This is a genomic window from Gordonia sp. KTR9 (assembly GCF_000143885.2).
Taxonomy (GTDB): domain Bacteria; phylum Actinomycetota; class Actinomycetes; order Mycobacteriales; family Mycobacteriaceae; genus Gordonia.
The window spans coordinates 737,523-764,129 of the sequence record NC_018581.1; the positions used below are offsets into that span (position 1 = coordinate 737,523).

The following is a 26,607-nucleotide window of genomic DNA, read 5'->3' on the forward strand; positions in this document are numbered from 1 at the left end:
GCTCCTCCGTCGCTTGCTCGGCCCGGCGGCCATCGCTCCTCGCACCTCAGGGAGCAGAGATTCAGTCGGCGGCAGCGAGTCGCTTCTTCTCGGCCTCGACGTCGAAATCGGCCGGTGGCCAATCGAGATCGAGACGTGTGAGCGCATCGATGAGCAGTTCGCACACCGAGAGACGCGCGAACCATTTGCGGTTCGACGGGATGACGAACCACGGTGCGGAGTCGCGGTCGGTGAGGTCGAAGACCGCCTGATACGCATCGAGGTAGGCATCCCAGTGACCGCGTTCGTCGACGTCGCCGGGGTTGTACTTCCAATATTTGTCGGGTCGGTCGAGGCGTTGGGCGAGACGGCGCTTCTGCTCATCCTTGGACACCACGAGACAGCACTTGAGAACGGTGGTCCCGCCGGCGACGAGCTCGGACTCGAACTGGTTGATCAGGTCGTAGCGCTTCTCCCACTCCGACTGCGGAACCAGGTTGTGCACGCGGACCGGGAGGACGTCCTCGTAATGGGACCGGTCGAAGATCCCGATCCGGCCCGCGGGCGGGAGGGCGCGGTGGATACGCCACAAGAAGTCGTGCTGGAGTTCCTCTTTCGTGGGCTTGCCGAATCCCCTGATCGACAGGCCCTGCGGGTCCATCATGCCGCCGACGTGACGCACGATGCCGCCCTTGCCGGCCGTGTCCATCCCCTGCAGCACGAGCAGCACCGAGCGATGATCGCCGGCGCGTCCGTTCGCGTACAGCAACTCCTGCAGGTCGGCGAGTACCTCTCCGCGCTGCGCGAGAAGCTCTGTGCCGGCCGCCTTGTCGTCGTCGAAACCGGGCGTCGTCTCGGGGTCGAAGGACGCGATCGGGCCGATCGTCCTGGCGCGCAGGGCTTCGACGGCGGGCGTGGACCAACCGGTGCTCATGACGGCGTCCTCTCGGATTCGGATTCGGGCTCGGACACGGGTTCGGCCGGCGGCGGGAACAGCGGTCCACCGCCGAAGGCGGCGCGATGGGAATCCGGCGGCGTGCCGTCGTTGTTCACGATCCCGTATGCCGCACCGAGTTCGGCGGTGACGAGGCTGTGTCCGCTGAGCTCGGGGAGTCCGGGATCGGCGGCGAGCCGGGCGATGACCCGGCCGACGAACTCGGGATCCTCGGCGCGCGCGAGCGAGAAGCCGGCGAACTCGTCGAGGCCGAGCGACAGCAGTAGGTCGGTGCGGATCAGGCCGAGCCACAACGAGATCGCGCTGACGCCGGTTCCCCGTAGTTCGACCGCCATGTCGGCGGCCATCTTGTCCAGACCGGTCTTGCTCATCCCGTACAGGACCGAATGCAGATGACCGCGCGAGCCGAACGACGAGATGTTCACGATGAGCCCGCCGCCGGCCTCGGTCATGATCCTCCCCGCATGCACCGAGGCGACGTAGTGTGCTCGCAGTCCGACGCCGATCAGGGTGTCCCAGTCGTCGACCGGTCTCTTCCAGAACGGTTCGGAGAATCCCCCGAAGCCCTTCGGTGCCGCCCACGCGTTGTTGACGAGGAGATCGAGTCGGCCTGCGTCGGTGGTGATCTCGTCGAACACCGCGGCGACCGCGGCGTCGTCGGTGTGATCGCAGGGCAGCGCGCGGGCTCCGTCGGGCCCGGTTCCCTTCCGCGAGGTGACGTACGTCGTCCACCCCTCGTCGACGAGTGCGCGAGCGATTCCGTAGCCGACGCCGCGACTGCCGCCGGTCACGAGAGCGACGCGGGTCATCAGACGGTCGGGGTGCCGGCGGCGGGATCGATGGGCGGGGGATCGAACAGTGCGGGCGGCGCCGCGAGGAACTTCTCCCGCGATCCGTTGACCTGCCACACACCAACGACTGCGCTCCAGACCATCATGGTCAGATAATCCACCACTTCGTCGGCACTGAGGGTGCGATTGGTCATCCACCAGTCGACGACGTGCTGGATGCCGCCGACGAGGGCATGGGACCACAGCTCGGCGCCGGTGGTGTCGGCCCCGCGTTCGGCCATCCGCATCTGGATGCTGCCCATGACCAGCTGGGTGACCAGGCGCACCGAGTCGGCGGGCGCGGGCGACGACGTGGGCGAACTGGCCAGCGCGAATCGGTACAGGTTGGGTTCGTCGTCGACGGCGTGCACATACACCCCGATGATGGTGTGGGTGAGCGTGTACTCGTCGAGATCGTCGGCGATCGCCTCGGTCAGCCGCGGGTAGATCGTCGTCTCGAAGAAGCGCACCGTCGTCGCGACGCCGAGGTCGCTCTTGTCCGCGAAGTAGCGGTACAGCACGGTCTTGGAGACGCCGATGTGCGCGGCGATCTCGTCCATGCCGACGTCGGCGCCCAGCTCACGCACCGCGGCGATGACGCCGTCGGTGAGTTCGGTGCGTCGCGCGAGCTTGTGTTTCTCCCAGCGCTGTTTGCGGCCGTCCGGTTTGGCGCCGGTCTCGGCGACCGACTCGGTGACCGTGGTCAGGACCTGTTCCAGCCCGCGCGTCACGTTGGCCGCGGCCGCCACTGCTGCGCGCGCGGCTGCGGCGGGATTCGGGCGGTTGGCCATCACGCAGCCAGCGTAGTCGCTCGATGGGTGACACTGGTTCCATGGCATCGACAGTCATCCCGGGAGTAGCCGGTCAGCACGAGGGTCCGCCGGCCAAGGCGTCCTCTCCCGGATTCGGCGAGAACAGCGCCGGGGACGAGAGCAGGCGCAAGGACCTACGCAAGATGAAAGCGGTGGCCACGGGCTTCCTGGTCTTCGCGGCGATCGTGTATCTGTTCACCCGATACCTCGAGCATCGCGACGGCGCCGACGTCGCGGCATGGGTCGGATACGTTCGCGCGGCCTCGGAAGCCGGGATGGTGGGTGCGCTGGCCGACTGGTTCGCGGTGACCGCGCTGTTCCGCCACCCGCTGGGCATCCCGATCCCGCACACCGCGCTGATCCGCAAGAAGAAGGACGACATCGGCGATCAGCTGGGCGGCTTCATCGAAGAGAACTTCATGACGCCCGACGTCGTGGTCTACCGCGCCGAACAACTCGACCTCCCGCGCCGACTGTCGACGTGGGTGGCGGACCCGCGCAACGCTCCGCGGGTGAGCGGCGAAGCCGCGCGCGCGATCAAGCTCGCCGCCGAGATGCTGCGCGACGAGGACGTCGAACAGCTCATCCAGGCCGCGCTGAAGTGGGCGGCCGAACCGCAGTGGGCGCCCCCCACCGGACGCATCCTCGAACAGCTCATCGCCGAGGACCGTCTGGAGCCCGTGTTCCAGCTTCTGTGTGACCGTGCCCACGAGTGGGCGGTCGGCAGTCAGGACCTCGTCGACCGGGTGGTGGACCGGGACGGGCCCCAGTGGACGCCGAAGTTCGTCAACAACCTGGTGGGCGACCGGATCTATCGCGAACTCGTCGATTTCACCTACAAGGTCCGGGTGGACCCCGATCACGAATTGCGGCGCGCCATGCACGAATTCGTGGAGAAGTTCGCCGACGACCTGCAGAACGATCCCGACATGATCGCCAAGTTCGAGGCTCTCAAGCTCGAACTGGTGGGACGCGACGAGGTGACCGGCGCGGCGTCGACGGCGTGGCAGACCGGCAAGGCCGTGATCGAGGAGATGCTGTCGGACCCGAACAGCACCCTGCGGAACACGTTGTCGGACTCGATCATCCAACTCGCGGAGCGAATCCGCGACGACCGTCCGCTGCAGGAGAAGATGAACGGCTGGGTCGCGAGGGTCGCACATCACGTCGCCGCGAACTACTCGCAGGAGATCATCTCGGTCATCACCGAGACCGTGCGTGGCTGGGATGCCGACGACACCAGCCGCAAGATCGAGCTCCAGGTCGGCCGGGACCTGCAGTTCATCCGCATCAACGGCACCGTCGTCGGTGCACTGGCCGGGCTCGTCATCTACTCCACATCGGTGCTGATCTTCTCGTGACGTCGGGCTCGGCGGAACCGCCCCCGGTGGCGGTGCCGGACAGTTTGCTGTGTGCTTGCACGGGTTAGCAGTCGTGTTGATACTGGGGAACGGGCCGAAAGTCGGACACATCGCCGAACGCCCCGACCGACGACACCGGAGCAGGTCCAGGAGAACGGAGCGTTGATGCAGCCCGAGAAGGACGAAGCGTCTCTCGACGCGGACGACGCCTCGGTCGCAGACGCGGGCACGAGCTCCGGCGGCGCGGTCGAATCACCCACCACCGCAGACGGTCCCGGCTCGGGAGCCGAGGAGGACGACACCGACGGGACGACCCCGATCGCGGTCGAGGCGGTGGAGGCCGTGGCCAACGCGGCCCAGGACATCGGTGCCTTCATCCGGTCCCAGCGGGTCGCCGGCAAGGTCTCGCTACGCCAGCTCGCCGAGCGGGCGGGAGTGAGCAATCCGTACCTCAGTCAGATCGAGCGCGGATTGCGGAAACCGTCGGCGGATGTGCTCGCTCAGATCGCCAAGGGTCTGCGGGTCTCCGCGGAGGTCCTGTATGTCCGGGCGGGGATTCTCGAAGAACGCCCCGCGAGCCCGGTCCGCGATGCTCTGATCGCAGATGACTCCATCAACGAACGCCAGAAGCAGATGTTGCTGGAGATCTATGAGTCATTCCGTAAAGAGAACACGATCGAGTCGACCGGCAAGGAGTAGTTGATGAGCGAGAACCCGTTGACCACAGCCGTGGGGCAGGTGGCTGCTCTGCTCGCAGACGTGCGCGAGCGCGGCGAGGCCGCGAGCGAGCAGGCGCAATCGAAGCTCGTCGAGACGGTCGGTTCCACTCAGGCGAAGGTCGCCGACGCCCAGTCGAGGCTTGCCGAGACCGTCGGTTCGACACAGTCGAAGCTCGTCGAGACCGTGGGCTCCACACAGTCGAAGCTCGAGGCGCGGCTGACCGGGTCGAAGGACGACGCGCAGGCACGGATCGACGAGGCGCTCGCGACGGCGCTGGCCCTGTTCGAGGAGGCGCGGACCAAGCTGTCGGCGTTACCGGTCGAGTTGCCGGCGGAGATCGAGGACTTGCGGGCGCGTTTCTCGCCGGAGGAACTGCGCAAGGTTGCCGAGGCGTACCTGGCGGTGGCCGCGGGACTGTTGACCGCCCTGTCGGAACGACGCGACGAGGCCGTGGAGAAGCTCAAGGCGCAACCCCTCGTCGGTGAGAATCTCCCGAAGCTCGAGAAGGTGTACAACGACGCCGTCGGTCTCACCGAAGACGCGCTGGGGACCATCTCCGGGCAGACACGGGCGGTCGGCGAACGCGCTCTGAAGCTCGCCAACCGCACCGATGGCGGCGACGCCGAGTCCGCAACGAGCATCGCGCGGTCCGGCAAGTCGGGGCCGGGTGTACCCGACGTCCTCTCGCCGGAGGCCGCGGCGAAGGTCGAGCAGAACAAGGCGGCCGTCGACACGGCGGCGGTGGACTCGGCTCCCGAGCCGCCGGCCACGACCCAGCCTGCATCGAAGTCGGCGCCCCGGAAGACGGCACCCCAGAAGGCGGCACCCGAGAAGGCCGCACCCGAGAAGGCCGCGAAGAAGGCACCCGCGAAGAAGGCTGCTGCGAAGAAGGCACCCGCGAAGAAGGCGCCTGCCAAGGCCGCCACCAAGAAGGCCGCTGCCGTCCGAGGTGCGGCCGAACGGGCCGCCACCAAGAAGACGGCGGGAGCCAAGAAGGCCGCGGGAGCCACCAAGGCCCCGGCAAAGAAGGCAACGGCGGCCGAGAAAGCCCCGGCCGAGAAGGCCGCGGCCAAGAAGGCCCCGGCGAAGAAGACCCCGGCAACGACGACTGCGGCAAAGAAGACTGCGACGAAGACCGCGGCGAAGAAGACCCCGGCCAAGAAGGCCCCCGCGAAGAAGGCTTCGCCCGGCGCCGACTGACCCGCTCCGGGTGACGGTCGACGGGCGGGCTGACCGCTCCGCGTCGTAGGGTGTCGCAGCAAACCGGACTCGCGCGACTACAGTGTTCGACGTGGACTTCTTCAGCGTATTGGCATACGGCCAGAGTCTGATCATGTTGACCCTGACGCTGGTCGCGGGAATCGCCTCGACCGTCGCGCTGATCCATGCGGCCATCCAACGGCCCGACGCCTTCCCGGCGGTGGACCGGCAGACCAAGGTCATCTGGGTGTCGATCCTCGCCGCCGCGACCCTGTTCATCTGGTTCTTCGGGGCGGTGAACTTCCTGGGCATCATCGGCGTGGTCGCGATGCTCGTCTACCTCGTCGACGTGCGCAAACGAGTCGACGACGTCCAGGGCAAGTCCTGGTTCAGCAAAAGGGCCTGACTCACGTGGCGGAATATCGGATCAACGACCTGGCGGAGGCGTCCGGGGTCAGCGTTCGCAACATCCGGGTCTATCAGGACCGCGGACTGCTTCCGCCTCCCACCATCCGCGGTCGCGCCGGTTGGTACTCCGACCAGCACCTCGTCCGGCTGAACCTCATCTCGCGCATGCTCGAGCGCGGCTACACCTTCGCCACCATCAGTGAGCTCCTGCACGCGGCACATCACGGCATGCGGGTCGAGCAGATCCTCCGCGGCACGCCGAAGGGCGGGCGGTTCCGCAACTTCAAGCGCGCCGCGACGATCACCATCACCGAGCTGCGCAAGACGCTGAACGCCAGCGACCGGTCGATCGCCCTCAGTCAGAAGCTCGGGCTGCTGGCGAAGGACGGTGCGCACTACGCCATCCGCAACCCGGAGCTGCTCGAGGGTGCCGAGATCCTGGTCAAGAGCGGAGTCGACATCGACGTCCTGCTCGACCGGTGGGTACGCGTCCAGGAAGATCTGGAGGACGTCGCCACCAGCTTCGTCTCGATCATCACCGACAAGTACTTCGACGAGAACCTCCCCGACCTGGGGGAGGCCGGGGTCAGCGAGATGGCCGACCTGATCCAGACCGTCCGGCCCATCGCCCACGAGATCGTCGAGACCACCTTCCGCAAGGCGCTCGACGAGCAGATCTCCAAGGCCATCGGGGAGGCGGCGACCTACTTCGACGCCGAGGTGCCCGCCCCGATCGTGTCCGACACGAGTGAGTCCGACGCGGATGAGTTCGATACGGGTGGGTCCGACGACGAGCACCCGGAGCCGGCACAGCCGGACTATGAGACAACGGACATTGGTACATTGAATCCCGAGACGGGGCGCTGACCGAATTCGGTGCCTCGCAGAGGACCGATGAGGTCCTTCCCAGGTGAGGAGTGCCGCGTGAACACGAAGTCATTGGCCAGTGCCGGCGGTGTCGCCACCGCGATCGGAGCGGGCGCGGTCGCGGTTGGGATCGGGACCATCTTCACGCGGCTCGCGCGAGAAGCCCTACACGCCGACGTCGCCGTCGACGACGGCCCGGATGACCTCCTGACCCGGCCCGACAACCCGCCGAAGCGCCTCGAGGTCCGGCCCGCCGACGGGACGCGGCTCAATGTCGAGGTCTACGGGGACTCGGACGACCCGGCCTCGAACGACACCGGTGACGTCATCGTGATGGTCCACGGCTGGACCTGCAACACCGCCTACTGGTACCCGCAGATCAATCACCTCGCCGCGTCGGAAGGCGGCTCCCGGCGGGTCGTCACCTACGACCAGCGCGGTCACGGCCGCAGCGAGCGTGGTCGTCGCCGACCGACCATCGCGATGCTCGGCGAGGATCTCGACGCGGTGCTCGAGGCCGCGGTGCCCGACGACCGTCGCGCGATTCTGGTGGGCCACAGCATGGGCGGGATGACCATCATGTCGTGGGCCGCCCAGAATCCCGAGAAGGTCGGATCACGGGTGTCGTCGGTGGTGCTGGTGTCGACCGCGGCAAAGGCGGTCATGGACAACCACCTGCTCATCCCGGTCGACCTGCCGGTCTACGCCAAGCCGTTCGCGCCGGCGGCCGCGAAGATGATCACCTCGGTCCCGGTGCCCATTCCGAAGACGTCATACGGCGTGCGCTTCTCGCATTACATCGCGCTGGGGCCGAACGCCCGCCGTGCGCACGTCGAGTTCGTGGACGAGATGATCGGGGCGTGCCCACCGCGCGCCCGCGCCGGCTGGGGATCGGCGATGGGAAAACTCGACGTCACCGCCGGACTGGCAGCACTGTCGGTGCCCACCACCGTCGTCGTCGGCACGGAGGATCGCCTCACCCCACGACTGCATGCCGAGCAGATGGCAGACGTGCTGCGGCGCAACGGATCTCTGCGCGAGCTCGTGGTCTACGAGGGCGTCGGGCACATGTCGAGCATCGAAGCCGCCGAACGGTTCAACGACCTCCTCGACGACGTCGTCGCCGAGAGCAGCCGGGACACCGAGGAGCGCAAGGACGTTCAGTCGGTCTGACGAATTACCGGGTCAGAGACTGCAGTTGACCAGGACCGGCTCCGGGCGCAGCGTCACCCCGAACGCCTCGGCGACCCCGTCGCGCACCTCGCGCGCCAGGTCGAGGAGCTGCGTGGTGGTCGCCGTGCCCCGATTGGTCAGTGCCAGAGTGTGTTTGGTCGACAATCGGACCGCGGCGTCCGGGCCCGGGTATCCGCGGTGGAACCCGGCGCGTTCGATCAGCCACCCCGCCGACAGTTTGACCGCCGGATCGGTGTCGTCGGAACCCGCGGGATAGGTCGGGATCGCGACATCGTCGCCGACGCGCGCCGCGATCCGTTCGAGTACCGCCGGGGTGTCCTCGCCGGGCACGATCGGGTTCGTGAAAAACGAACCGGCACTCCAGGTGTCGAAGTCGGCCGGGTTTAGCACCATGCCTTTGCCCGCGCGCAGTTCGAGGACGGCCGAGCGGACCGCGGCCGCATCGACGCGGTCGTCCGGTTCGACGCCCACGCGGGTGGCGAGTTCGCGGTAGCGGATCGGCTGGCTCGCGCGATTCTCGTTGAGCCAGAACGACACCGCGACCACCACGAAGTCGTGGCGGTGCTTGAGATTGCTGGTTCGATAGCCCAGGCCCAGCTCGGCGGGGGAGACCCACCGCAGGTTGCCGGAGCGTCGGTCCAGAACCTGAACGGACCGCAGGATGTCGGCCACCTCGACGCCGTAGGCGCCGACGTTCTGTACCGGGGTCGCTCCTGCGGCGCCGGGGATTCCGGACAGGCACTCCAGTCCGCCGTGGCCCGCGTCGATCGTCGCGGCGACCAGTTCGTCCCAGCCCACCCCGGCGTCGGCGACGACGTGCGCGCGGCCCGATTCGCGGCCGGAGCCGAACTCGATGCGACCGCTCGCGAGCACGACCGCGGTCCCGTCGAACCCGGCGTCGCCGATGACGAGGTTCGAGCCGCCACCGACCACGAGGACCGGCTCGGAGCGTTCGTCGAGGTCGAGGATGGTCTCCACGATGGTGCGGGTGTCCTCGCACCGGAGGATCTCGCGCGCCGGGCCGCCCAGACGCAGGGTGGTCAGCTCGGCGAGGGGCGCGCTCAGCGGCGCCTGCGTGTCGGTCACGTCCTCAACGTTAACCGGCGAGCGGTAGCGTTCTCATCATGGCGAGCAAGCTGCAGCACACGGTGTCCTATCCCTTTTCCACCGCGCGCCTGTGGGCGATCTACACCACCGAGAAGTACTGGCACGACCTCGTCGAGCGCATGAACTCCGGACACGGTCACGTCGAGAAGGTGACCATTGCCGGGGACACGGTGACGGTGGAGATCCAGCAGGGCATCCCCGCGGACAAGCTGCCCTCCGCGGTCACCAAGGTGATGCCGGGCGACCTGCGGATTCCGCGCAAGAACACCTATCGCCTGGTCGGCGACCGTATCGAGGGCGAGACGCATGCGACGGTCGACGGAGCGCCGGTGCCGGTCGACGTCACCGGGACGACGCTGACGACCGGTGATCCGGCGACCACCGACAACAAGGCCGAGGTGTCGGTGAACCTCCCGCTGTTCGGCGGGAAGATCGAGAAGGCGGTGGTCAGCGAGCTGTCGGCGCTGCTCGACGCGGAGCGCGGACACACCGTCGAGTGGGAGAGCGAAAATCCGCTGACGTAGCCTGGTCTGCATGGCACGACGGCTCAGCTACTCCGCGCGGTACGCACAGTCCGCGGAGAAGCTCTACCAGGCCCAGAGCATCAAGCAGTACTGGGACGACATGATGGCAGGCTTCCAGATGATCTCCCCACACTGCGAGGTCGACTCCTTCGTCTCCGACGAGACGGGTATCCGGGTGGTCCTCAAGCAGACCATCGGGCGAGATCAGCTGCCCGCGCTCGCCCAGACGGTGATGAAGAAGGACATGGTCATCACCCGCGAGGAGACCCTGGGTCCGTTCGACCCGGACAACACCAAGGGCACGTACAACGCGTCGATCCCGGCCGGTCCGGGCAGCCTCAACGGCTGGCAGGAGCTGTTCCCGACCGACAACGGCGGCTGCACGATCCGCCGGACCAGTGAGGCGAAGGTCTTCGTCCCGTTCGTCAACGGCAAGCTCGAGCAGATGATCCTGATCAACCTCGTCGACCTTTTCCGTGCCGAGGCCGAGTACGCCAAGGACTGGGTCGACAAGAACTTGTGAGCAGGCCCGGTCTCGGCCGAACACCCAGACCACACCGAACTCCCAGACCACAGGGACGCGTCACCCGGGGCACGACGAACATCAACCGGCTCCGTCGCGTGGACCGATGGATGGCCCACTCGCCGCTGGTGCGGTCGGCGCTGGACACCCCGCGTCCCCTGGTCGTCGATCTCGGTTATGGTGCGCGTCCGGACACGACCGTCGAGATGGCCGTGCGCCTGCGTCGGGTGGCTCCGCAGCTGGAGATGGTCGGACTCGAGATCGACCCCGAACGTGTCGTCGAGCCACGCGCGGGTGTCCGGTTCGCGGTCGGCGGATTCGAGTTGGGGGGCCTGCGCCCGCACGTGGTGCGCGCGTTCAACGTCTTGCGGCAGTACGACGAGAACGAGGTCGACGACGCGTGGGCGCGGATGCGCTCCGCGCTCGCACCGGGCGGTGTCATCGTCGAGGGCACGTGTGACGAGATCGGCCGACGGTGCAGCTGGGTACTGCTCGACGCCGATGGTCCGGTGAGCCTGACCCTCAGCTGGGCGCCGGAGCATTCGGACCGTCCGTCGGATCTGGCCGCGCGGCTGCCCAAGGCGCTGATCCACCACAACGTCCCGGGTGAGCGGATCAACTCCCTGCTGACCCTGGCCGATCAGTGCTGGGACGTCGCCGCACCGCTGGCGCCGTACGGTCCGCGCACGCGGTGGCGTCGAGCGCTCGGTCTGCTGCGCGAGCGCGGGATCGATTGCGAGGTGCCGCGGCGCCGCCTGTCGGACAACGTCCTGACGGTTCCGTGGGAGGAAGTCGCGCCCCGGTAGATAGTCTGGCCGCTATGCGTGTGGCGATGGCCCAGATCAGTTCGACCGACGACCCGGGTGCCAACCTGGCGACGGTGCGTTCGGCCACCGAGGACGCGGCGTCGCGCGGCGCCGAACTCGTCGTGTTCCCCGAGGCCACGATGTGCCGCTTCGGGGTGCCGCTGAAGCCGGTCGCCGAGGACCTCGACGGTCCGTGGGCGCGCGGGGTGTCCGAGGTCGCCGCGGCGTCCGGAGTCACGGTGGTGGCCGGGATGTTCACCCCGTCCGGTGACGGCCGCGTCCGCAACACCGTCGTCGTCGCGCATCCCGACGGAACGCGTCTCGGGTACCACAAGATCCACCTCTACGACGCATTCGGTTTCACCGAGTCGAAGAACGTCGCGCCGGGTTGTCAGCCGCTGACGTTCCAGGTCGGAGACGTCACCGTCGGCGTCGCCACCTGCTACGACATTCGGTTCCCGGCGCTGTTCACCCATCTCGCACGGCTGGGCGCCCAGGTGATCGTGGTGCCCACGTCGTGGGGCGCCGGTCCGGGCAAGCTGCGCCAGTGGGAGGTGCTCTCCTCGGCCCGGGCGCTGGATTCGACGACCTTCGTGGTGGCCGTCGACCAGGCGTTTCCCATCGATGAGGACACCGCGTCGTCGAGTGCGCCCACCGGAATCGGACACAGCCAAATCACAGACCCATTCGGTACGTTGGTCGCCGCGTATCCGGATAGCATCCGGGTGGACGTGCACGACCTCGACCTAGCACTGGTCGAGAAGGCCCGTACACAACTGGCAGTCCTCGCCAACGAGCGGCTCCTGCCGGTCGGCGGTGGAACGGACAACGACGTGACGCCGGCCCACGCGCGGCTCCGCGAGTCAGACGACCCAGGACGGAACCCATGAGCGACAGCAACAGGCCCCGCCCCGATTCCTCACCCGGGGATCCAGACGAGACCGGCACGCCCGATCCGCGTGCCGGTGAGTCCACCCATCCCGATCCAGCGAGCGGTCAGCCGGCCCCGGCCGGACAGGGCGGCGAATGGCGGCCGGTGCCCGGCGCGGGGCACGGCGAGCCCCCGGCGACCGAACAGTTCGCGACCGAACCGATCGTCCCGGGTGCGCAGGCCTACTCCGCCATCCCCCCGTCGGACGGGGACACGTCGGGCCTCGGCGGCACCAAGCCGCCGACGTCTCAGTTCCCGCCCGGGGAGGACCCGTACGGGCCCCCCGGCACCGCGTCGGGACCGATTCCCCCGGGGTCTGCCGACCCCAGCGGCAGCGGCCCGGTCCTCACCTCGCCGCGCAAGAAGCGGAGCACCGGCAAGATCGTGGCCTTCAGCCTCGTCGGGGTGCTGCTGCTGGTCGTCATCGGCGCGGTCGGAAGCGAGCTGTACCTGCGCAACAAGGTCACCGACTGTCTCGAAGAGTCCTTCAGCGGACTCACCGGCGTGCCGACCGAGGTCTCGCTGAGCCGCAAGCCGATCATCCTGCAGGGCAGCGGCGACATCCCGTTCGTCCAGGTCGACACCGATGACAGTGCCGGGGGCGTCCGTCTGCACATGCGCGCCGACGGCATCTCCGGCACCGAGAACTCCACCGACATCCGCAGCCTCAACGGGACGGGCTTCATCCCCTACGAGCGGATCGTCGAACTGAGCAAGGAGCAGGCCGCGGGCGCCGGGCAGAGCACCGGCACCGGAACGGGTGGTGTCGGCGCGGTCGAGCAGATCACCGGCAATGCGGCCGATGGCACCTTCGAGGTGCAGGCCGCCTTCCCGGTCATGGTCTTCCAGGTGCCGGTGTCGGCGACTATCAAGCCGGTCCTGAACGACGGCCGGGTCGATTTCGAGGTCGTGAAGGCCAGCGCCCTGGTCTTCGGCATCCCGCCGGACTTCGCGCAGCAGATCGTCGACCAGATCACGACGTCGTCGCTCGGCCCGTTCTTCGACGAGGTGCAGGTCGACTCGCTGAAGGTCACCGACACCGGGCTCGAGTTCGGGATCAGCGGCTCGGACGTGCAGCTGACGAGTGAGATGACCGGCACGTCGTCGCAGGGACAGTCGGGCGGCTGCTCGGTCTGACCGGCGGACCTAGACCGTCTCCGGCGGGTCGACCTTCAGGAACCAGACCGTCGGACCGTCGGTGAGGGTGAACTCGTCGTAGACCCGCCCACCCCATCTGCGCGCATACACCTCGATCATGTGCTCGTCGGCCGTACTGGCGGTGACCGGCGAGCCGGCGTCGAGAGCCTGCTGCAGAACCGGGTCGAGCAGTGCTCCGAGTGTGCCGTGCCTGCGATGGTCCGGGTGGACCAGCGCGAAGACGATGCTGTGTGCGCCGTCGACAGAGCGGGCGCGGGATTTCTGCTGGAGTTCTCGAAATCGTGTGATGAATCCGTCGAGGGCGATGACGAAATGCCGTGAACGGGCCGCCAGTTCGTCATCGACCGGTTGCGTCCGGTGATCGGGGCCGGCGACCGCGAGGAGAGCGGTCATTTCTCCGGCATGCGTGAACATTCCCCGGGTGCCCGGCAGATGGTCGGTGAAGAGAATGTCGCCGTACCACCGGAATGCCTCGGCCGGGGCATCGTCGCCCAATAGCCATCGATAGACCGGGACCTCCTGCATTCCCGCCGCGAGAAGGTTGAGTGCGAGCGGGCGGTCGGCGGCCGTCAATGACCGTGATCTGATCCCGGTCGCGTGAATGCTGACCATTGGTCCATGCCACCATGAAATTCCCGCGAATGTATCCAGTCGGGAGAACTCTGCGGTCGGTGGCGCGAGATTCACGCGTTGTTTAGATCCTCATTCGAGAATTCAAACCAAGAATTATTCATATCGCAGGACGATTCCGTGATGGGTCTGTAACGTCGCACCCGAGTCGTGTGACCAGGTGAGACGCGCGACCGACACCGGACATCTCACCATCATCGAGGAGGCGGATATGGCAGGCATAGTCGAGGGCGGTCTCGCGGGTGCGATCGGAGGTGCGGTCGAGGCGATCATCGGCGGGCTCGGCGACGCGGGTTCGATCGGCGGCGGTTCGCTCGACGGAAGCGATTCCGGGACCTGAGCAGACGAATTCCGGTTCAGCGGTTGGTGACGCGCGGCGGCACCAGCCGCTGAACTCTTTTTGGGTCCATTCAAGTCGGACGACACGTCGTTCGACGTTGCATTATCGCTGCATTCTCTGAATTCGATGTTTCGATTTATTCTGATTCCAAATCCGCTGCCGTACCCTCTCAGCTGGTAATTCGAGATATTCCCCGCCCGATTCATCCGTTTACGAGTGATGAGATCACGATGAGGGGCAGACATTCTCGAAATGAATATGTAACGTCGGATTCGAGCCGACGCACGGGTGAGAGCGGACGGTGATCAACGAACAATCTCACCGATGACGAAGGGAGTAGACATGGCTGACGTAATCGAGGGTGGCATCTCCGGCGCTATCGAGGAGATCCTCGGCAACGTGCTCACCGGTTCGCTCGGCGGCGAGGAAGAGCCCACTACCTGAGTGCCCGGAACATACTTGGAACCGCCCCGCGACTCGCGTCGCGGGGCGGTTCGCTGTGTCGGGGAACTCAGGTGAAGACGACGGTCTTGCGTCCGTGGACCAGAACACGATCCTCGAGGTGCCACCGCAGGCCGCGGCTGAGCACCAGGGTCTCGATGTCGCGGCCCTGGCGGACCATGTCGGCGACCGAGTCGCTGTGGTCGACGCGGATGACGTCTTGTTCGATGATGGGGCCGGCGTCGAGGTCGGCGGTGACGTAATGGCAGGTGGCACCGATCAGCTTCACCCCGCGCGCGAAGGCCTGATGGTAGGGCCGGGCGCCGATGAAGCTGGGCAGGAAGCTGTGGTGGATGTTGAGGGCGCGGCCGGCCCAGGCATCACACAACTGCGGCGGCAGGATCTGCATGAAGCGCGCCAGCACGACTGCGTCGGGTTCGTAGCCCTCGACGATCCGGCCCACTTCGGCAAAGGCCTCGGCCTTGCGTTCGCCCCCGAACGGCACGTGGTGGAACGGGACGCCGAAACGGGTGGCCAGGTCCTCCAATTCGCGATGGTTGCCGACGACGGCCCGGATCGCTGCCGGGAGTTCGCCTCGGTGAGCACGGCCGAGAAGGTCGATGAGGCAATGGCTCTCCTTGCTCACCAGCAGGACCACGGACTTGGTCTCCCGCGAATCGGTGAGGTGCCAGTCGGTCTCGGGCCCGAGTTCGGCGGCGACCTCCGAGGCGAAGCGCGCGCGCAGTTGCTCCGCGGTCGACGACACCGAATCCGCGCGAATCGCCTGACGGGTGAAGAACCAGCCGGTCTCCTCGTCGGAGTGGTAGGCAGCCTCGGTGATCCAGCCGCCGACGTCGGTGAGGAAGGTCGAGATCCGGGCCACGATGCCGGTGCGGTCGGGGCAGCCGAGCGTCAGCACATAGCGGTGCTCGGTCTGATCTGCCTGGGTCTGGGTCGTCTGTCCGGGGGCCACGACAGTCAGTGTGCCAAGCTCGTCGGTGTGACGAACAAGGACCTGCGCCGCGGCGACGTCGCCGCCATCATCGACCACACGTTGCTGAAGCCGGAGGCGACCCGCGCCGACGCGGAGGCCACGGTCGCCGATGCCGCGCGGCTCGGGGTGTTCGCCGTCTGCCTGTCCCCGTCGATGCTCCCGATCGACACCGGGGAACTGCGGACCTGCGTCGTGGCCGGGTTCCCGTCGGGAAAGCACCATTCGCTGGTCAAGGCGGCCGAGGCGCGTCTGGCCGTCGACTCCGGTGCGGACGAGGTCGACATGGTGATCGATGTCGGGGCGGCCGTCGACGGTCGGTTCGACGAGGTGTTCGCCGACGTCCTCACCGTCCGTGAGGCCGTCGGGGACGACACCCTCCTGAAGGTGATCATCGAATCGGCTGCGCTGTTGGAACTCGCCGGACCGGAGACCGTCACCGAGGTGTGCCGCCGCGCCGAACGGGCCGGTGCGTCGATGGTGAAGACGTCGACCGGGTTCCATCCGGCGGGCGGTGCGAGCGTCGAGGCGGTGCAACTGATGCGGGCCGCGGTGAGCGATCGCATGGGGGTGAAGGCGAGTGGCGGAATCCGGACCGCCGCATTCGCCGCCGAGCTCATCGCGGCCGGTGCGACCCGGCTCGGTCTGTCCGCGTCGGCCGCCGTACTCGACGGTTTCCCCGAATAGGCGGCCGACGACGCCCGGCACGGTGGTCGTCCGTCACGCCGGGGCGGAGGCCTTGGCGTGGAGGTCGGCCATCACCAGTCCGGCGTTGACCGCGGCACCGGCGGAGACGCCCTCACCCATGGCCACGGTCACCATCGCATTCATCGTGGTGGTGTTGCCGACCGCCCACACGCCCGGCAGCTCGGTCTCACCCATCGGGCCGGTCCCGACCACGCCGCCCATGCCCATCGGGCCGTCGACGAGGCTGCCACCGAGGCGCTCGTACAGTTCACCGCGGACCATGAACCTCGGTGAGACGACCACCGCGTCGGCCTCGACCACGGTGCCATCGGTCAGTTGGACGCCGTCGAGGCGGGTCGCCCCGTCCCGCTCCCGCGTCCGGACGCGTTCGACGCGGGCGTCCACGACGTCGATGCCGGTGGCCGCGAGATGCTCACGATCGTCCGCCGACAAGGCGGCAGGGTCATGCGCGATCACCGTGACATGCTCGCTGAGCTGGCGGAACATGAGCGCCTGATGCGCCGACATCGGGCTCGTCGCGATCTGGACGATACGGGTCCCGCGCACCTCGTAGCCGTGGCAGTACGGACAGTGCAGCACGTCGTGACCCCACAGTTCGGCGACCCCGGGGAGGTCGGGGAGTTCGTCGACCAGCCCGGTCGCCAGGATGAGGTGGCGCGCCGCGACGACCTCGCCCGAGGAGAGACGCAGCGTGAAGTCGTCGATGGCGCCGGCGGCGTCGACGACGGTGTCCGACCGGATCTCGGCCCCGTACCCGGTCGCCTCCGCGCGCCCGCGGGCGAGCAGGTCGAGGGGCGAGGTCCCGTCTTGCCCCAGCACGTTGTGCGCTCCGGCGGCGGGTGCATTGCGCGGTTGCCCCGCGTCGATGACCACGACCTTGCGCAAGGACCGCGCCAGGATCGTCGCGGCACTGAGGCCGGCAGCTCCGCCGCCCACGATGGCGACGTCGTATCCGCTTGTGGTGGAATTCTTTCCGGTTGTGACGGGGGTGGTCATCGTTGCTCGCTCTCGGGAGTGGGGATTGCGGTGGTGCGCGGGCGGGCGATCCAGAGGAGCCGCCCGGCGGACAGGGTCAGGTCGTCGAGGCGACGCTGTGCGTCGGAGTCGGAATCGGCGGTCAGGTCATCGAGGCGGGTCAGGTCGGCGGGGTCGAGGGTCTCGGCCAAGCGCAGCCGGAACTGGGTGAACCAGTGCCGTGCGTACCGCGCCACCGACTGACCGGGATCGTTGCGCTCGACCCGGAGGGTCTCGACACGGAGCACGTCGTACCCGGCGGCGTCGAACGCGTCGGTCCAGTCCACGAGCGCCTCCCACCCGGCTTCGGTCGCCGCGGTCTCGCACCGCTCCTGCAGGGCCCGCAGCTCGGCGTCCTCGTGGGCGGGAAGGAAGCGCGGGACGCCCGCCATCTCGGTGATCACGACGATCCCGTCCGGGGCGAGCGTGGTCGCGGCCTCCCGTAACAGGCGTTGCGGTTCGGCGACGTGGTGCAGCGACATGGCCGCCCAGACGACGTCCGGTGACCCGAGGGGCGGTAGCCCGTCGTCGAGATCGGCGACGACGGCGGTCACCCGATCGGCGAAACCGCCCGCTCGCGCACGACGTTCGACGAGCGCGACCATGTCGGGCGAACCGTCGACGGCGATGATCTGCGCCTGCGGGAAGTGGCGCGCGAGCGCCTCGGTGCCGGTCCCGGTGCCGGCGCCCAGATCGGCGATGCGCGCGGGCGCGTGTGTCGACGACTCCTCGATCAGGCGCGCTGCGTCGTCCAGGTAATCGGCCATGAGTTCGGCGTCGAGGTCGAGGACTGCGGCGAGCCGGGCGTGGTCGGCGTGGTCGTGGATGTGATCGCCGGCGTGGCCCGCGTGCGCGTGACGGTCGCCGACCGGGTGGTGATGGTGGGTGCTGGTCATGTCTTCACGGTAGCGGCGTCATGCCCCGATGGCATACTATCTTGCCAATGACGCAAGAACTCGATGCTGTCGTCCGCCAGCGCATTCGCGGACTCCGGATCGCGAGGGGCTGGACACTCGATGCCCTCGCCGCCCGGTGCTACCTGTCGCCGTCCACCCTCAGCCGGATCGAGACCGGGCACCGGCGGGTGGCGCTCGACCAGCTCGTGCCGATCGCCCGCGCGCTGGGCACGACCCTTGACCAGCTGGTCGAACCCGCCGATGACACCGATGTCGTGATCCGGCCCCAGCCGCACACGGTGGAGGGGATGACGATGTGGCTGCTCTCGCGCGAGAACGCGCCGCAGGGCGTGACCGTCGCCAAGATGCGCTTCGACCGTGAGCAACCCGTCGGTGAGCTGCGTGTTCACCCCGGCTACGAGTGGTTCACGGTGTTGTCGGGAACGGTGAAGCTGTGGCTGGGCGACCGCACCGTCCTCGTACCCGAGGGCGACGCCGCGGAGTTCTCGACGATGATCCCGCACGCGATCTGCTCGTACGAGGGTCCGGCGGAGGTGCTGTCGATGATGGACCATGCCGGCGAGCGGGCCCACCTGCCGTCCGTGCGGACCGGCACCGCGGCGCGCGACGCCGACGCCGCGGGCACCCCGGGCGCCTGACCCCGCGGCCCGCACACCACCGATGCGAGGCGCCGCATCGGTACTGTTGTTGCGGTGATGACTCCTCAGACCTCGGTGAACCGACGCTCCGTGCTCGCCGCGGCCGGGGTCGGGGCGCTCGGGGTCGCGGTGGCGGCCTGCTCGGGCTCCGGCCTCGGCCCCGGTGAGGACACGCCGGCCGATCCCCCGGTCCGCCTGACCTTCACCCCCGCTCTCGACGCCGAACCGGCCGGCCCGACGACCGAGTTCTCGGTGAAGGCCACCGACGGGTTCCTCAATCCCGACGTGAAACTGACCAACCCGCGCGGAGTCGTGGTGAAGGGGCAGCTGTCGGCGGACCGGACGAGCTACACGATCGGCGAGCCGCTCGGCTACGGCACCGAATACACCTGGAGCGGAACGGCGGTGGGTCTCGATCGCAAGGTCGTGCCGGTCGCCGGGACGTTCACCACCCTGACACCGTCGAGTCAGGTGAACGTCGTCGTCAACATCGGCGACGGGCAGGAGGTCGGCATCGCGGCGCCGATCATCCTGAAGTTCGACGGCACGGTCGAGGACAAAGAGGCCGTCGAACGTGCGCTGACGGTCACCACCACTCCGCCGACCGAGGGGTCGTGGGCGTGGCTCGGCGAGGACAACGGCTCCCGCGTGCACTGGCGGCCGCGCGAGTACTTCGCCCCCGGCACCAAGGTCAGCATGGTCGCCAAGCTCTACGGGCTCGACCACGGCGGCGGGGCCTACGGGGCGGCCGATGTGACCAGCGATTTCTCCATCGGGCGCGCGCAGGTGGTGAAGGCCGAGGAGTCCTCGCACCGGATCGTCGTGCTCCGCGACGGCGTCGAGCTGATGGCCCTGCCGTGCAGTTACGGCGGCGGCGATCTCGACCGCAACGTCACCCGCTCCGGCATCCACGTGGTGACCGAGAAGTACGAAGAGTTCTTCATGAGCAACCCGGCCGCGGGCTACTTCAACATCAGGGAACGCTGGGCCGTGCGGATCTCCAACAACGGCGAGTTCATCCACGCCAACCCCGCGACCGTGAACGTCCAGGGTTCGGCCAACGTCACCAACGGGTGCATCAACCTGTCCGAGTCCGACGCCGAACGCTACTTCGGGGTCGCGGTGTACGGCGACCCGGTGGAGGTCACCGGGACACGGATCGCGTTGTCGGAGGCCGACGGCGACATCTACGACTGGATCTACGACTGGGAGACGTGGCAGGGGATGTCCGCCGTCAAGGGTGAGGTCCGGGAGACCTCGGTCCCTGCGACGCCGAGCGGGGCGCCCACCTCGAATGCGCCGGCGCCGCGCTGACCGCACTACCCCGTCTTGATGTTCCTCCGGGCCGAGGCCTGGTCGCGCGGCTTGAGGATGATCTGATCCAGATTGACGTGGGGCGGGCGGGACGCGACGAACCCGATGACCTCGGCCACGTCCTCGGCGACCAGCGGCGTGAGCCCCGCGTAGACCGCGTCGGCGCGTTCCCGATCGCCCTCGAAACGGACGAGTGAGAAGTCGGTCTCGACCATGCCCGGGGCGATCTCGGTGAGCCGTACCGGCTTCCCGAGGAGTTCATAGCGCAGCGTCCGGTGGGCGACGCCCTGGGCGTGCTTCGCCGACGTGTACCCGGCGCCGTTGTCGTAGGCCTCGAACGCCGCGATCGACGTGACCGAGACGATCAGACCGTCACCCGAGGCGACGAGTGAGGGGAGCAGGGCCTTGGTGACCCGCAGACTGCCCAGGACGTTGGTCTCCCACATCCAGCGCCAGTCGTCGAGGTCGGCGGTCGCGACCGGGTCCAGGCCCTTCGCGCCGCCGGCGTTGTTCACGAGCACGTTCACCGTGTCGAGCCCGGCGACGAACGCCGCGACGGACTCGTCGTCGGTGACGTCGAGTTGTCTTCCCGTGCCGCCGATCTCGTCGGCGAGTGCCGTCACCCGATCGAGCCGGCGGGCGCCGAGCACCACGTGGTAACCCTGCGTGGCGAGCTGCCGCGCGGTGGCCGCGCCGATACCCGAACTCGCGCCGGTGACCACGGCGATCGGTCGGCTGTCCGTCGACTGAGGGGCAGTGTCGGTGCTCATGGGCTCAACCTTACGGATGCCCGCAAGGCCGCCGCGCAGCCCGTCGGCACGCCTCGGCGACCCCGCGGCGCTGCTACATTCATCGCATGCGTGGGGGAGTCATCCCGGCGGCGCTGCAACTGACCTCCACCCCGGCGGCGGCGGTCCTGCACGCGATCCGGGTCGGTGGGCCGGTGACCCGGGATCAGCTCGCGTCGACGACGGGCCTGTCGCCGGCCACCATCAACCGTCAGGTGCACGCACTCGCCGCTCATGGCCTCATCGTCGAACGACCCGACCTGGCGGGGCCGAAATCGATTGGCAGACCGAAGAATCCGCTGACCCTCGACCGTGACTCGCTGTGTGTTGCCGGGATGCACATCGGTGCACGGCGAACCGTGCTCGCCATCGCCGACCTCGGCGGACGAACGTTGCACAGCCATGCGGTGCTCACGCCGACCGGTGACCAGGAGGACGCCCTGCGGCACCTCTGCGCACTGCTCGCCGAACTCGCCGCACGCTTCAGCGGGCGTCGGGTGCTGTGGGGTGGCGTCGCCGTCGGCGGTGCGGTCGACGCCGAGACCGGTGTGGTGAATCATCGGGTCCTGGGCTGGCATCAACTCAGCGTGGGCGCAACACTTGCCGAACACCTCGACACCCCGGTGTCGGTGTGCGAGCACGTCGAGGCGATGGCCGCCGCCGAGCTGCTGCTGACCCACCCGCGTGACGACGGGGGCTCCGGGTTGTTCTTCTACGCACGTGAAACAGCAGGGATGGCAATGACTCTCGACGGCCGGGTGCATGTGCCGGAACGCGGGGCGGGCACCATCGCCCACCTGCCGGTCACGGCGCCCGTGCTCGCGCCGGGACTCACCCGGGTCCGATTGCAGAACGTCATCGGCGACGACGCCGCGGAGGCGGCGGCCCGTCGTCTCGGGATCAGTCCCACGTCGCCCCGGATCGTCGACGAACGCGCCCGCGTCCTCGGTGAGTCGGTCGCGCTCATCCGGGACGTGATCAATCCCGACGCCATCGTCGTCGCCGGCGACGCGTTCGCCGCGCACCCGCACGGGCTCGCGCCGGTGCAGGCGGCCTTCGACGAAGCCACGACGCTCACGTGGCCGCTGGAGATCGCGCCCTCGAGGTTCGGTGTGCGGGTGCAGGAGAGCGCGGCGATCGTGGTGGCGCTCAGTGTCATCTACGCGGATCCGGTCGCGGCGATGGCGACCTTGTGACCGGTCACCCGACCGCCTGCCGCTGCCGTTGTCGCGCGCATCCCCTACGGTGAGTCCATGACGCTGCCCCGCGATGTGTCCGCACGGCTCGAGGTGCGGGTCGACGACCCCACCGAACTGGAGATGCAGATCACCGTCGCCCGACTGCCCGGACTCCAACTGGAGGAGGAACTCAAGGTCGAATTCGACGGCCGGTCGGTCACCCCGGAGGAGATGATCGGGCAGCACGGCTCCCGCATCCACCGGTTGCAGCTCGAGCGGGGCGTCCTGACCATCGACTACTGGGCGTCGGTGCTCACCCCCGCCGACCCGCTGCCCGTCGACGTCACCGACCGTTCGACCTATCTCCGTCCGAGCCGATATGCCGAGTGCGACAAGTTCTTCGGGTTCGCGGCAGGTCAGTTCGACTCGTCGCTGCCCGACGGCGAGATCCTGCGGCAGGTCGCCGCCTACGTGTCGGACCGGCTCAGCTACATCCCCGGCGCGAGTGACCCCATCGACGGTGCCGCCGACACCCTGCTCGCCGGTGCGGGCGTGTGCCGCGACTATGCGCATCTCGTCGTCGCGCTCCTGCGGGCCCTCAACATCCCGGCGCGGCTCGTCGCGGTCTACGCGCCCGGATGTTCGCCGATGGATTTCCATGCCGTCGCCGAGGCGATCGTGGACGGCGAATGGGTGTCGGTCGACGCGACCGGACTGGCCCCACGGCAGAGCCTCGTGCGGATCTCGACCGGCCGCGACGCCGCCGACACCGCATTCCTCGACAACCATCGCGGTTCGATCAACCTCAACTCCTACGAGGTGACGGCGACGGTACGGGGGGACCTTCCGATCGACGACGGGAATGCGCGCATCCGGATAGGCTGAGCCGCGTGCATGCGCTCACCTGTCCGGTTTGTAATGCGTTGTCCGGCTTCGACCGTCAGACCTGCCCGAACTGCGGGACGACCGTCGGCGTGCACCTCCCGTCACGGTCGTTGTACGCGGTCTCGGCGGACGGGGTCGAGATCGATGGCATCCGGTGGGTCCGATGCTCGTTGTGGGACCGGACCCATTGCAACTGGCTGACCCCGGCCGAGGTCGCCGACGACAGCATCGGACTGCGCGGACGCTGCTTCCCGGAGTCGCTGATCCGGCGTCAGCCCGACGCCGAGGACACCATCGCGCTCGAGAAGCTCGCCCCGGCGTCCTTCGACCTGCGGCTGCTGATCTATCAACTCGTCGATCTCGGCTTGCCGGTGGAGCCGTTCTGGCGCACCGACGGCGGCCTGGCGTTCGATCTGCTGTCGAGTCAGACCCTCGGCAGGCCGGTGATGATCGGTCACGCGGGTGGTGTGGTGACCATCGACCTCGCCGAGACCCAGGATGCGTATCGTGAGCGGCTACGGGTCGACCTCGGCGAGCAGTACCGCACGATGCTCGGTCACTTCCGGCACGAGACGGGTCACTACTTCGAACACGTCCTCGTCGAAACCGGCCCGGGCGCCGACCGGTACCTCGAGCGCTGCCGGGACCTGTTCGGGGACGAACGCGCGAGCTACGCCGACGCGATCACGCGGCACTACCGGTTCGGGGCACCAGAGAACTGGCACGATTCGTACATCTCCGAGTACGCCACGATGCACCCGTGGGAGGACTTCGCCGAGTGCTTCGCGCACTACCTGCACATCACCGGAACCATCGACACCGCCCGGGAATCCGGGCTCAATCTCGATGCCCAGCAGGTCCGGTTCACCATGGAGCGCGACATCGTGCCGCTCCGGTCGTACGCCGACGAGCCGATCGAGCGTCTGCTCTACGACTGGAAGTGGTTGTCGCTCATGCTGAACAGGGTGAACGTGGCGATGGGGCGCCGGCCGCTGTACCCGTTCACGATCCCCGAACCGGTCGTACGCAAACTCGGTTTCGTGCACGAGGTGATCCGCGAGAGTGCCCGCCGGGCGGTGGCCACGGACCCGCTCGTCGCGATGCCGGCCTAGTCGGCCGCGCGTGCCCGCTGTTCGGCGACGAACGCGAGAACCGTTGCCACGTCGTCGGTGTCGGCGATGCGGTATTCGGCGGCGGTGTCGCCCTCGCCGACCTTGATGCCGACGTCGCCGGACCCCGGGCGGAGGTGGGCGAAGGCCTTCTCGTCGGTGACGTCGTCGCCGAGGTAGATGACCGCGTCGGCGCCGATGGCCCCGCGCAGGGTGTCGAGCGCGTGACCCTTGCTGGTCTCGATCACCGCGAGTTCGAGAACGGCCTTGCCTTCGGTCACGTGCACGCCCGGCCAGGCGGCCGGGCCGGTGCGCGCACGGTCGAGCGCGGAGACGGCGTCCGTCTCGGACGCGTTGCGCACGTGCAGCACGGTGCTGGCCGGTTTGACCTCGACTGTGCTGTCCGGGAATTCGGCTGCGATGGAGGACAACTCGTCGATCAGCCGGTTGAGCAACGCGCGGGCCTCGTCGGTGACCTCGACCGCGAACCCGGATTCGAACTCGCTGCCGTGACTGCCGACCAGCACCACCGGGGCGGTGAGGCCGGACAGTGCCGCGAGCACGGCGCGCTCGCGGCCGGACACGACTGCGACGACGGTGTCCGGCAGCGCGGCGGCGGCGGTGAGCGCGTCGATCGACGCGGGGAGGGGAACGGCGTCCTCGGGCCGCGACACGATCGGCGAGACACATCCGTCGTAGTCGCTCGCCACGAGCAGCACCCCGACGCCGGCGGCCCGCGTCAGCGCCTCGGTGAGCTCGGCGGGAATCCCGTTGTCGCTCACTCCGGTTCGTCCACCAGGTGGACGCCCCGATTGGCCGACAGCTCGGTGTCGGAGTCGGCGCCGAGTGTGCCGAGGAAGCTCTCGGCCCACTTCGTGACGTCGTGGGCGAGAACCTGCCTCCGCAGCGCGCGCATGCGTCGCCTGCCCTCGTGTTCGCTCTGTTCGACGGCGGCCTCGATCGCGTCCTTCACGCCGTCGAGGTCGTACGGATTGGCCTGGTAGGCCGAACGCAGTTCCGCTGCCGCGCCGGTGAACTCGCTGAGCACGAGCGCGCCGCCCAGATCGCCCCGGCAGGCCACGTACTCCTTGGCGACGAGATTCATGCCGTCACGCAGCGGCGTGACCAGCATGACGTCGGCTGCCACGAAGAAGGCGAGCAGTTCTTCGCGGGGCACCGGACGATGCAGGTACTGCACCACGGGCTGTCCCACGCTCGCGTACGTGCCGTTGATGTTCCCGACGAGTTGCTCGATGCCGGCGCGCATCTGCTTGTAGCTCTCGACGCGTTCCCGGCTCGGCGTCGCGAGCTGCAGCATCACCGTGTCGGCGGGCTCGAGCCGCTTCTCGGCCAGCAGCTCCGAGATGGCCTTGAGCCGGACGTCGATGCCCTTGGTGTAGTCGAGCCGGTCGACGCCGAGCATGATCGTCTTCGGATTGCCCAGTTCGCGGCGGATCTCGGCGGCCCGTTCCCGGATCTTGCGGGTCTTGGACTGGGCGTCGAGCTCGCCGGACTCGATCGAGATGGGGAACGCGCCGACGCGCACGGTCCGGAACCCGACCTGCACCACGCCGAAACGCGAGCGCACGCCGACCGTGCCCTTGCTCGTCGCCTGACCGGCGAGGCGCCGGGCCAGGAAGAGGAAGTTCTGCGCCCCGCCCGGCAGATGGAAGCCGATGAGGTCGGCGCCGAGGAGGCCCTCGACGATCTCGGTCCGCCACGGCATCTGCATGAACAGTTCGACCGGCGGGAACGGGATGTGCAGGAAGAAGCCGATCTTCACATCGGGTCGGAGCATCCGCAGCATCTTGGGCACCAGCTGGAGCTGGTAGTCCTGCACCCAGACGACCGCGCCCTCGCCGGCGGCCTTCGACGCCGCCTCGGCGAACCGCCGGTTGACCTCGACGTAGGCGTTCCACCATTCGCGGTGGTACTCGGGTTTGACGATGACGTCGTGGTAGAGCGGCCACAGCGTGGCGTTGGAGAAGCCCTCGTAGTACTCGGCGATCTCCTGCGTCGAGAGCGGGACCGCGTGGATGTCGATGCCCTCGATGTCGGGGTTGTCGTCGGAGTCGGGAATCCCCGACCATCCGACCCAGGCCCCGGTGTTGGCGCGCAGGATCGGCTCGAGCGCGGTCACGAGTCCCCCCGGACTCCGCTTCCAGTTGACGGTGCCGTCGGGAAGGACCTCTTTGTCGACGGGCAGCCGGTTCGCGACGACGACGAACTCCGCCCCGTCGTGGGTGTTCCGGTCGGTCCCGGTCACGCCGTCGGCGTCG

Annotated in this window: 29 protein-coding genes; 18 read left to right on the top strand and 11 right to left on the bottom strand. The window is 68.3% G+C overall.

From position 1 onward, the window contains the following. Positions 1 to 61: 61 nt before the first annotated feature. The 3 genes from KTR9_RS04115 to KTR9_RS04125 are packed head-to-tail and all read right to left on the bottom strand — an operon-like array spanning position 62 to position 2,555. Positions 62 to 913 carry a PPK2 family polyphosphate kinase gene (locus KTR9_RS04115; protein WP_014925337.1) on the bottom strand — a complete coding sequence of 284 codons (852 nt, stop codon included), beginning with the start codon at positions 911 to 913 and terminating at the stop codon, positions 62 to 64. After that, positions 910 to 1,743 carry an SDR family NAD(P)-dependent oxidoreductase gene (locus KTR9_RS04120; protein ID WP_014925338.1) on the bottom strand — a complete coding sequence of 278 codons (834 nt, stop codon included), beginning with the start codon at positions 1,741 to 1,743 and terminating at the stop codon, positions 910 to 912. The genes KTR9_RS04115 and KTR9_RS04120 overlap by 4 nt, the downstream gene beginning before the upstream one ends. After that, positions 1,743 to 2,555: a TetR/AcrR family transcriptional regulator gene (locus KTR9_RS04125; protein WP_010842808.1), complete on the bottom strand. Its 813-nt coding sequence runs from the start codon at positions 2,553 to 2,555 to the stop codon at positions 1,743 to 1,745. The genes KTR9_RS04120 and KTR9_RS04125 overlap by 1 nt, the downstream gene beginning before the upstream one ends. A gap of 41 nt (positions 2,556 to 2,596) precedes the next feature. On the opposite strand from KTR9_RS04125, the gene KTR9_RS04130 reads away from it, so the two are divergent. The 6 genes from KTR9_RS04130 to KTR9_RS04155 all read left to right on the top strand — a co-directional run bounded on the left by KTR9_RS04130 (position 2,597) and on the right by KTR9_RS04155 (position 8,305). Beyond that, positions 2,597 to 3,937, top strand: coding sequence for a DUF445 domain-containing protein (locus KTR9_RS04130; RefSeq protein WP_014925340.1), 1,341 nt, complete (start codon positions 2,597 to 2,599; stop codon positions 3,935 to 3,937). Between the two features lie 165 nt (positions 3,938 to 4,102). Next, positions 4,103 to 4,636 carry a helix-turn-helix domain-containing protein gene (locus KTR9_RS04135; protein ID WP_010842806.1) on the top strand — a complete coding sequence of 178 codons (534 nt, stop codon included), beginning with the start codon at positions 4,103 to 4,105 and terminating at the stop codon, positions 4,634 to 4,636. Between the two features lie 3 nt (positions 4,637 to 4,639). Beyond that, entirely contained in the window at positions 4,640 to 5,857 is a 1,218-nt protein-coding gene (locus KTR9_RS26465; protein ID WP_014925341.1) for a hypothetical protein, read from the top strand. Positions 5,858 to 5,939: 82 nt separating this feature from the next. Further along, positions 5,940 to 6,263, top strand: a complete 324-nt coding sequence (locus KTR9_RS04145; protein ID WP_010842804.1) for a DUF2516 family protein — start codon at positions 5,940 to 5,942, stop codon at positions 6,261 to 6,263. A gap of 5 nt (positions 6,264 to 6,268) precedes the next feature. Next, positions 6,269 to 7,132 carry a MerR family transcriptional regulator gene (locus KTR9_RS04150; protein ID WP_014925343.1) on the top strand — a complete coding sequence of 288 codons (864 nt, stop codon included), beginning with the start codon at positions 6,269 to 6,271 and terminating at the stop codon, positions 7,130 to 7,132. Positions 7,133 to 7,159: 27 nt separating this feature from the next. After that, entirely contained in the window at positions 7,160 to 8,305 is a 1,146-nt protein-coding gene (locus KTR9_RS04155; RefSeq protein WP_014925344.1) for an alpha/beta fold hydrolase, read from the top strand. Between the two features lie 12 nt (positions 8,306 to 8,317). Here KTR9_RS04155 and KTR9_RS04160 read toward each other — a convergent pair whose 3' ends face one another. After that, entirely contained in the window at positions 8,318 to 9,412 is a 1,095-nt protein-coding gene (locus KTR9_RS04160) for a UDP-N-acetylmuramate dehydrogenase (RefSeq protein ID WP_014925345.1), read from the bottom strand. Positions 9,413 to 9,450: 38 nt separating this feature from the next. On the opposite strand from KTR9_RS04160, the gene KTR9_RS04165 reads away from it, so the two are divergent. The 5 genes from KTR9_RS04165 (at position 9,451) to KTR9_RS04185 (ending at position 13,354) form a co-directional block, all read left to right on the top strand. Then, positions 9,451 to 9,957, top strand: coding sequence for a DUF2505 domain-containing protein (locus tag KTR9_RS04165; RefSeq protein WP_044505829.1), 507 nt, complete (start codon positions 9,451 to 9,453; stop codon positions 9,955 to 9,957). Between the two features lie 10 nt (positions 9,958 to 9,967). Continuing rightward, positions 9,968 to 10,480, top strand: a complete 513-nt coding sequence (locus KTR9_RS04170) for a DUF2505 domain-containing protein (RefSeq protein ID WP_010842799.1) — start codon at positions 9,968 to 9,970, stop codon at positions 10,478 to 10,480. A 110-nt stretch (positions 10,481 to 10,590) separates the two neighbouring features. Then, positions 10,591 to 11,286: a class I SAM-dependent methyltransferase gene (locus KTR9_RS04175; RefSeq protein WP_148281144.1), complete on the top strand. Its 696-nt coding sequence runs from the start codon at positions 10,591 to 10,593 to the stop codon at positions 11,284 to 11,286. 14 nt (positions 11,287 to 11,300) lie between these two features. Continuing rightward, positions 11,301 to 12,176 carry a carbon-nitrogen hydrolase family protein gene (locus KTR9_RS04180; protein WP_014925348.1) on the top strand — a complete coding sequence of 292 codons (876 nt, stop codon included), beginning with the start codon at positions 11,301 to 11,303 and terminating at the stop codon, positions 12,174 to 12,176. Further along, the gene (locus KTR9_RS04185) at positions 12,173 to 13,354 is read left to right on the top strand and encodes a hypothetical protein (RefSeq protein WP_014925349.1); all 1,182 of its coding nucleotides are present in this window, start codon (positions 12,173 to 12,175) and stop codon (positions 13,352 to 13,354) included. Before KTR9_RS04180 ends, KTR9_RS04185 begins: the two co-directional genes overlap by 4 nt. A 9-nt stretch (positions 13,355 to 13,363) precedes the next feature. Here the strand turns inward: KTR9_RS04185 and KTR9_RS04190 are convergent, their stop codons facing one another. Beyond that, complete coding sequence (locus tag KTR9_RS04190; RefSeq protein WP_044505832.1) at positions 13,364 to 13,987, bottom strand: hypothetical protein; 624 nt, start codon at positions 13,985 to 13,987, stop codon at positions 13,364 to 13,366. Positions 13,988 to 14,165: 178 nt separating this feature from the next. On the opposite strand from KTR9_RS04190, the gene KTR9_RS04195 reads away from it, so the two are divergent. Next, positions 14,166 to 14,345 (top strand): hypothetical protein, encoded by a 180-nt coding sequence (locus tag KTR9_RS04195; protein ID WP_044505833.1) that lies wholly within the window; start codon positions 14,166 to 14,168, stop codon positions 14,343 to 14,345. Between the two features lie 511 nt (positions 14,346 to 14,856). On the opposite strand, the gene purU is transcribed toward KTR9_RS04195, so the two are convergent. Continuing rightward, on the bottom strand, positions 14,857 to 15,759 hold the full coding sequence (purU, locus tag KTR9_RS04200) for a formyltetrahydrofolate deformylase (RefSeq protein WP_014925353.1): 903 nt from the start codon (positions 15,757 to 15,759) through the stop codon (positions 14,857 to 14,859). Positions 15,760 to 15,786: 27 nt separating this feature from the next. On the opposite strand from purU, the gene deoC reads away from it, so the two are divergent. Further along, entirely contained in the window at positions 15,787 to 16,464 is a 678-nt protein-coding gene (deoC, locus tag KTR9_RS04205) for a deoxyribose-phosphate aldolase (protein ID WP_014925354.1), read from the top strand. A gap of 33 nt (positions 16,465 to 16,497) precedes the next feature. Here the strand turns inward: deoC and KTR9_RS04210 are convergent, their stop codons facing one another. After that, positions 16,498 to 17,481 carry an NAD(P)/FAD-dependent oxidoreductase gene (locus KTR9_RS04210; RefSeq protein ID WP_014925355.1) on the bottom strand — a complete coding sequence of 328 codons (984 nt, stop codon included), beginning with the start codon at positions 17,479 to 17,481 and terminating at the stop codon, positions 16,498 to 16,500. Continuing rightward, a complete protein-coding gene (locus KTR9_RS04215; protein WP_014925356.1) occupies positions 17,478 to 18,395 on the bottom strand; it encodes a class I SAM-dependent methyltransferase in 918 nt (305 codons plus the stop codon). Before KTR9_RS04215 ends, KTR9_RS04210 begins: the two co-directional genes overlap by 4 nt. Before the next feature lie 47 nt (positions 18,396 to 18,442). Between KTR9_RS04215 and KTR9_RS04220 the strand changes: the two genes are divergently transcribed. Together KTR9_RS04220 and KTR9_RS04225 are read left to right on the top strand one after the other, a co-directional pair. Next, a complete protein-coding gene (locus tag KTR9_RS04220; protein WP_014925357.1) occupies positions 18,443 to 19,054 on the top strand; it encodes a helix-turn-helix domain-containing protein in 612 nt (203 codons plus the stop codon). 57 nt (positions 19,055 to 19,111) lie between these two features. Beyond that, positions 19,112 to 20,368 (top strand): L,D-transpeptidase, encoded by a 1,257-nt coding sequence (locus KTR9_RS04225; protein WP_035717420.1) that lies wholly within the window; start codon positions 19,112 to 19,114, stop codon positions 20,366 to 20,368. Between the two features lie 5 nt (positions 20,369 to 20,373). Here KTR9_RS04225 and KTR9_RS04230 read toward each other — a convergent pair whose 3' ends face one another. Further along, positions 20,374 to 21,138 (bottom strand): SDR family NAD(P)-dependent oxidoreductase, encoded by a 765-nt coding sequence (locus tag KTR9_RS04230; protein ID WP_014925359.1) that lies wholly within the window; start codon positions 21,136 to 21,138, stop codon positions 20,374 to 20,376. Positions 21,139 to 21,224: 86 nt separating this feature from the next. Here KTR9_RS04230 and KTR9_RS04235 point away from each other — a divergent pair, with 86 nt between their 5' ends. The 3 genes from KTR9_RS04235 to KTR9_RS04245 are packed head-to-tail and all read left to right on the top strand — an operon-like array spanning position 21,225 to position 24,331. Then, positions 21,225 to 22,352 carry an ROK family transcriptional regulator gene (locus KTR9_RS04235; RefSeq protein ID WP_044505835.1) on the top strand — a complete coding sequence of 376 codons (1,128 nt, stop codon included), beginning with the start codon at positions 21,225 to 21,227 and terminating at the stop codon, positions 22,350 to 22,352. Positions 22,353 to 22,409: 57 nt separating this feature from the next. Further along, the gene (locus KTR9_RS04240; protein WP_010842786.1) at positions 22,410 to 23,219 is read left to right on the top strand and encodes a transglutaminase-like domain-containing protein; all 810 of its coding nucleotides are present in this window, start codon (positions 22,410 to 22,412) and stop codon (positions 23,217 to 23,219) included. A 5-nt stretch (positions 23,220 to 23,224) separates the two neighbouring features. Further along, positions 23,225 to 24,331, top strand: a complete 1,107-nt coding sequence (locus KTR9_RS04245) for a zinc-binding metallopeptidase family protein (protein WP_014925361.1) — start codon at positions 23,225 to 23,227, stop codon at positions 24,329 to 24,331. Here the strand turns inward: KTR9_RS04245 and otsB are convergent. Next, the gene (gene otsB, locus KTR9_RS04250; RefSeq protein WP_014925362.1) at positions 24,328 to 25,110 is read right to left on the bottom strand and encodes a trehalose-phosphatase; all 783 of its coding nucleotides are present in this window, start codon (positions 25,108 to 25,110) and stop codon (positions 24,328 to 24,330) included. The genes KTR9_RS04245 and otsB overlap by 4 nt on opposite strands. Beyond that, the gene (locus tag KTR9_RS04255; protein ID WP_148281246.1) at positions 25,107 to 26,594 is read right to left on the bottom strand and encodes an alpha,alpha-trehalose-phosphate synthase (UDP-forming); all 1,488 of its coding nucleotides are present in this window, start codon (positions 26,592 to 26,594) and stop codon (positions 25,107 to 25,109) included. Before KTR9_RS04255 ends, otsB begins: the two co-directional genes overlap by 4 nt. Positions 26,595 to 26,607 lie beyond the last annotated feature (13 nt).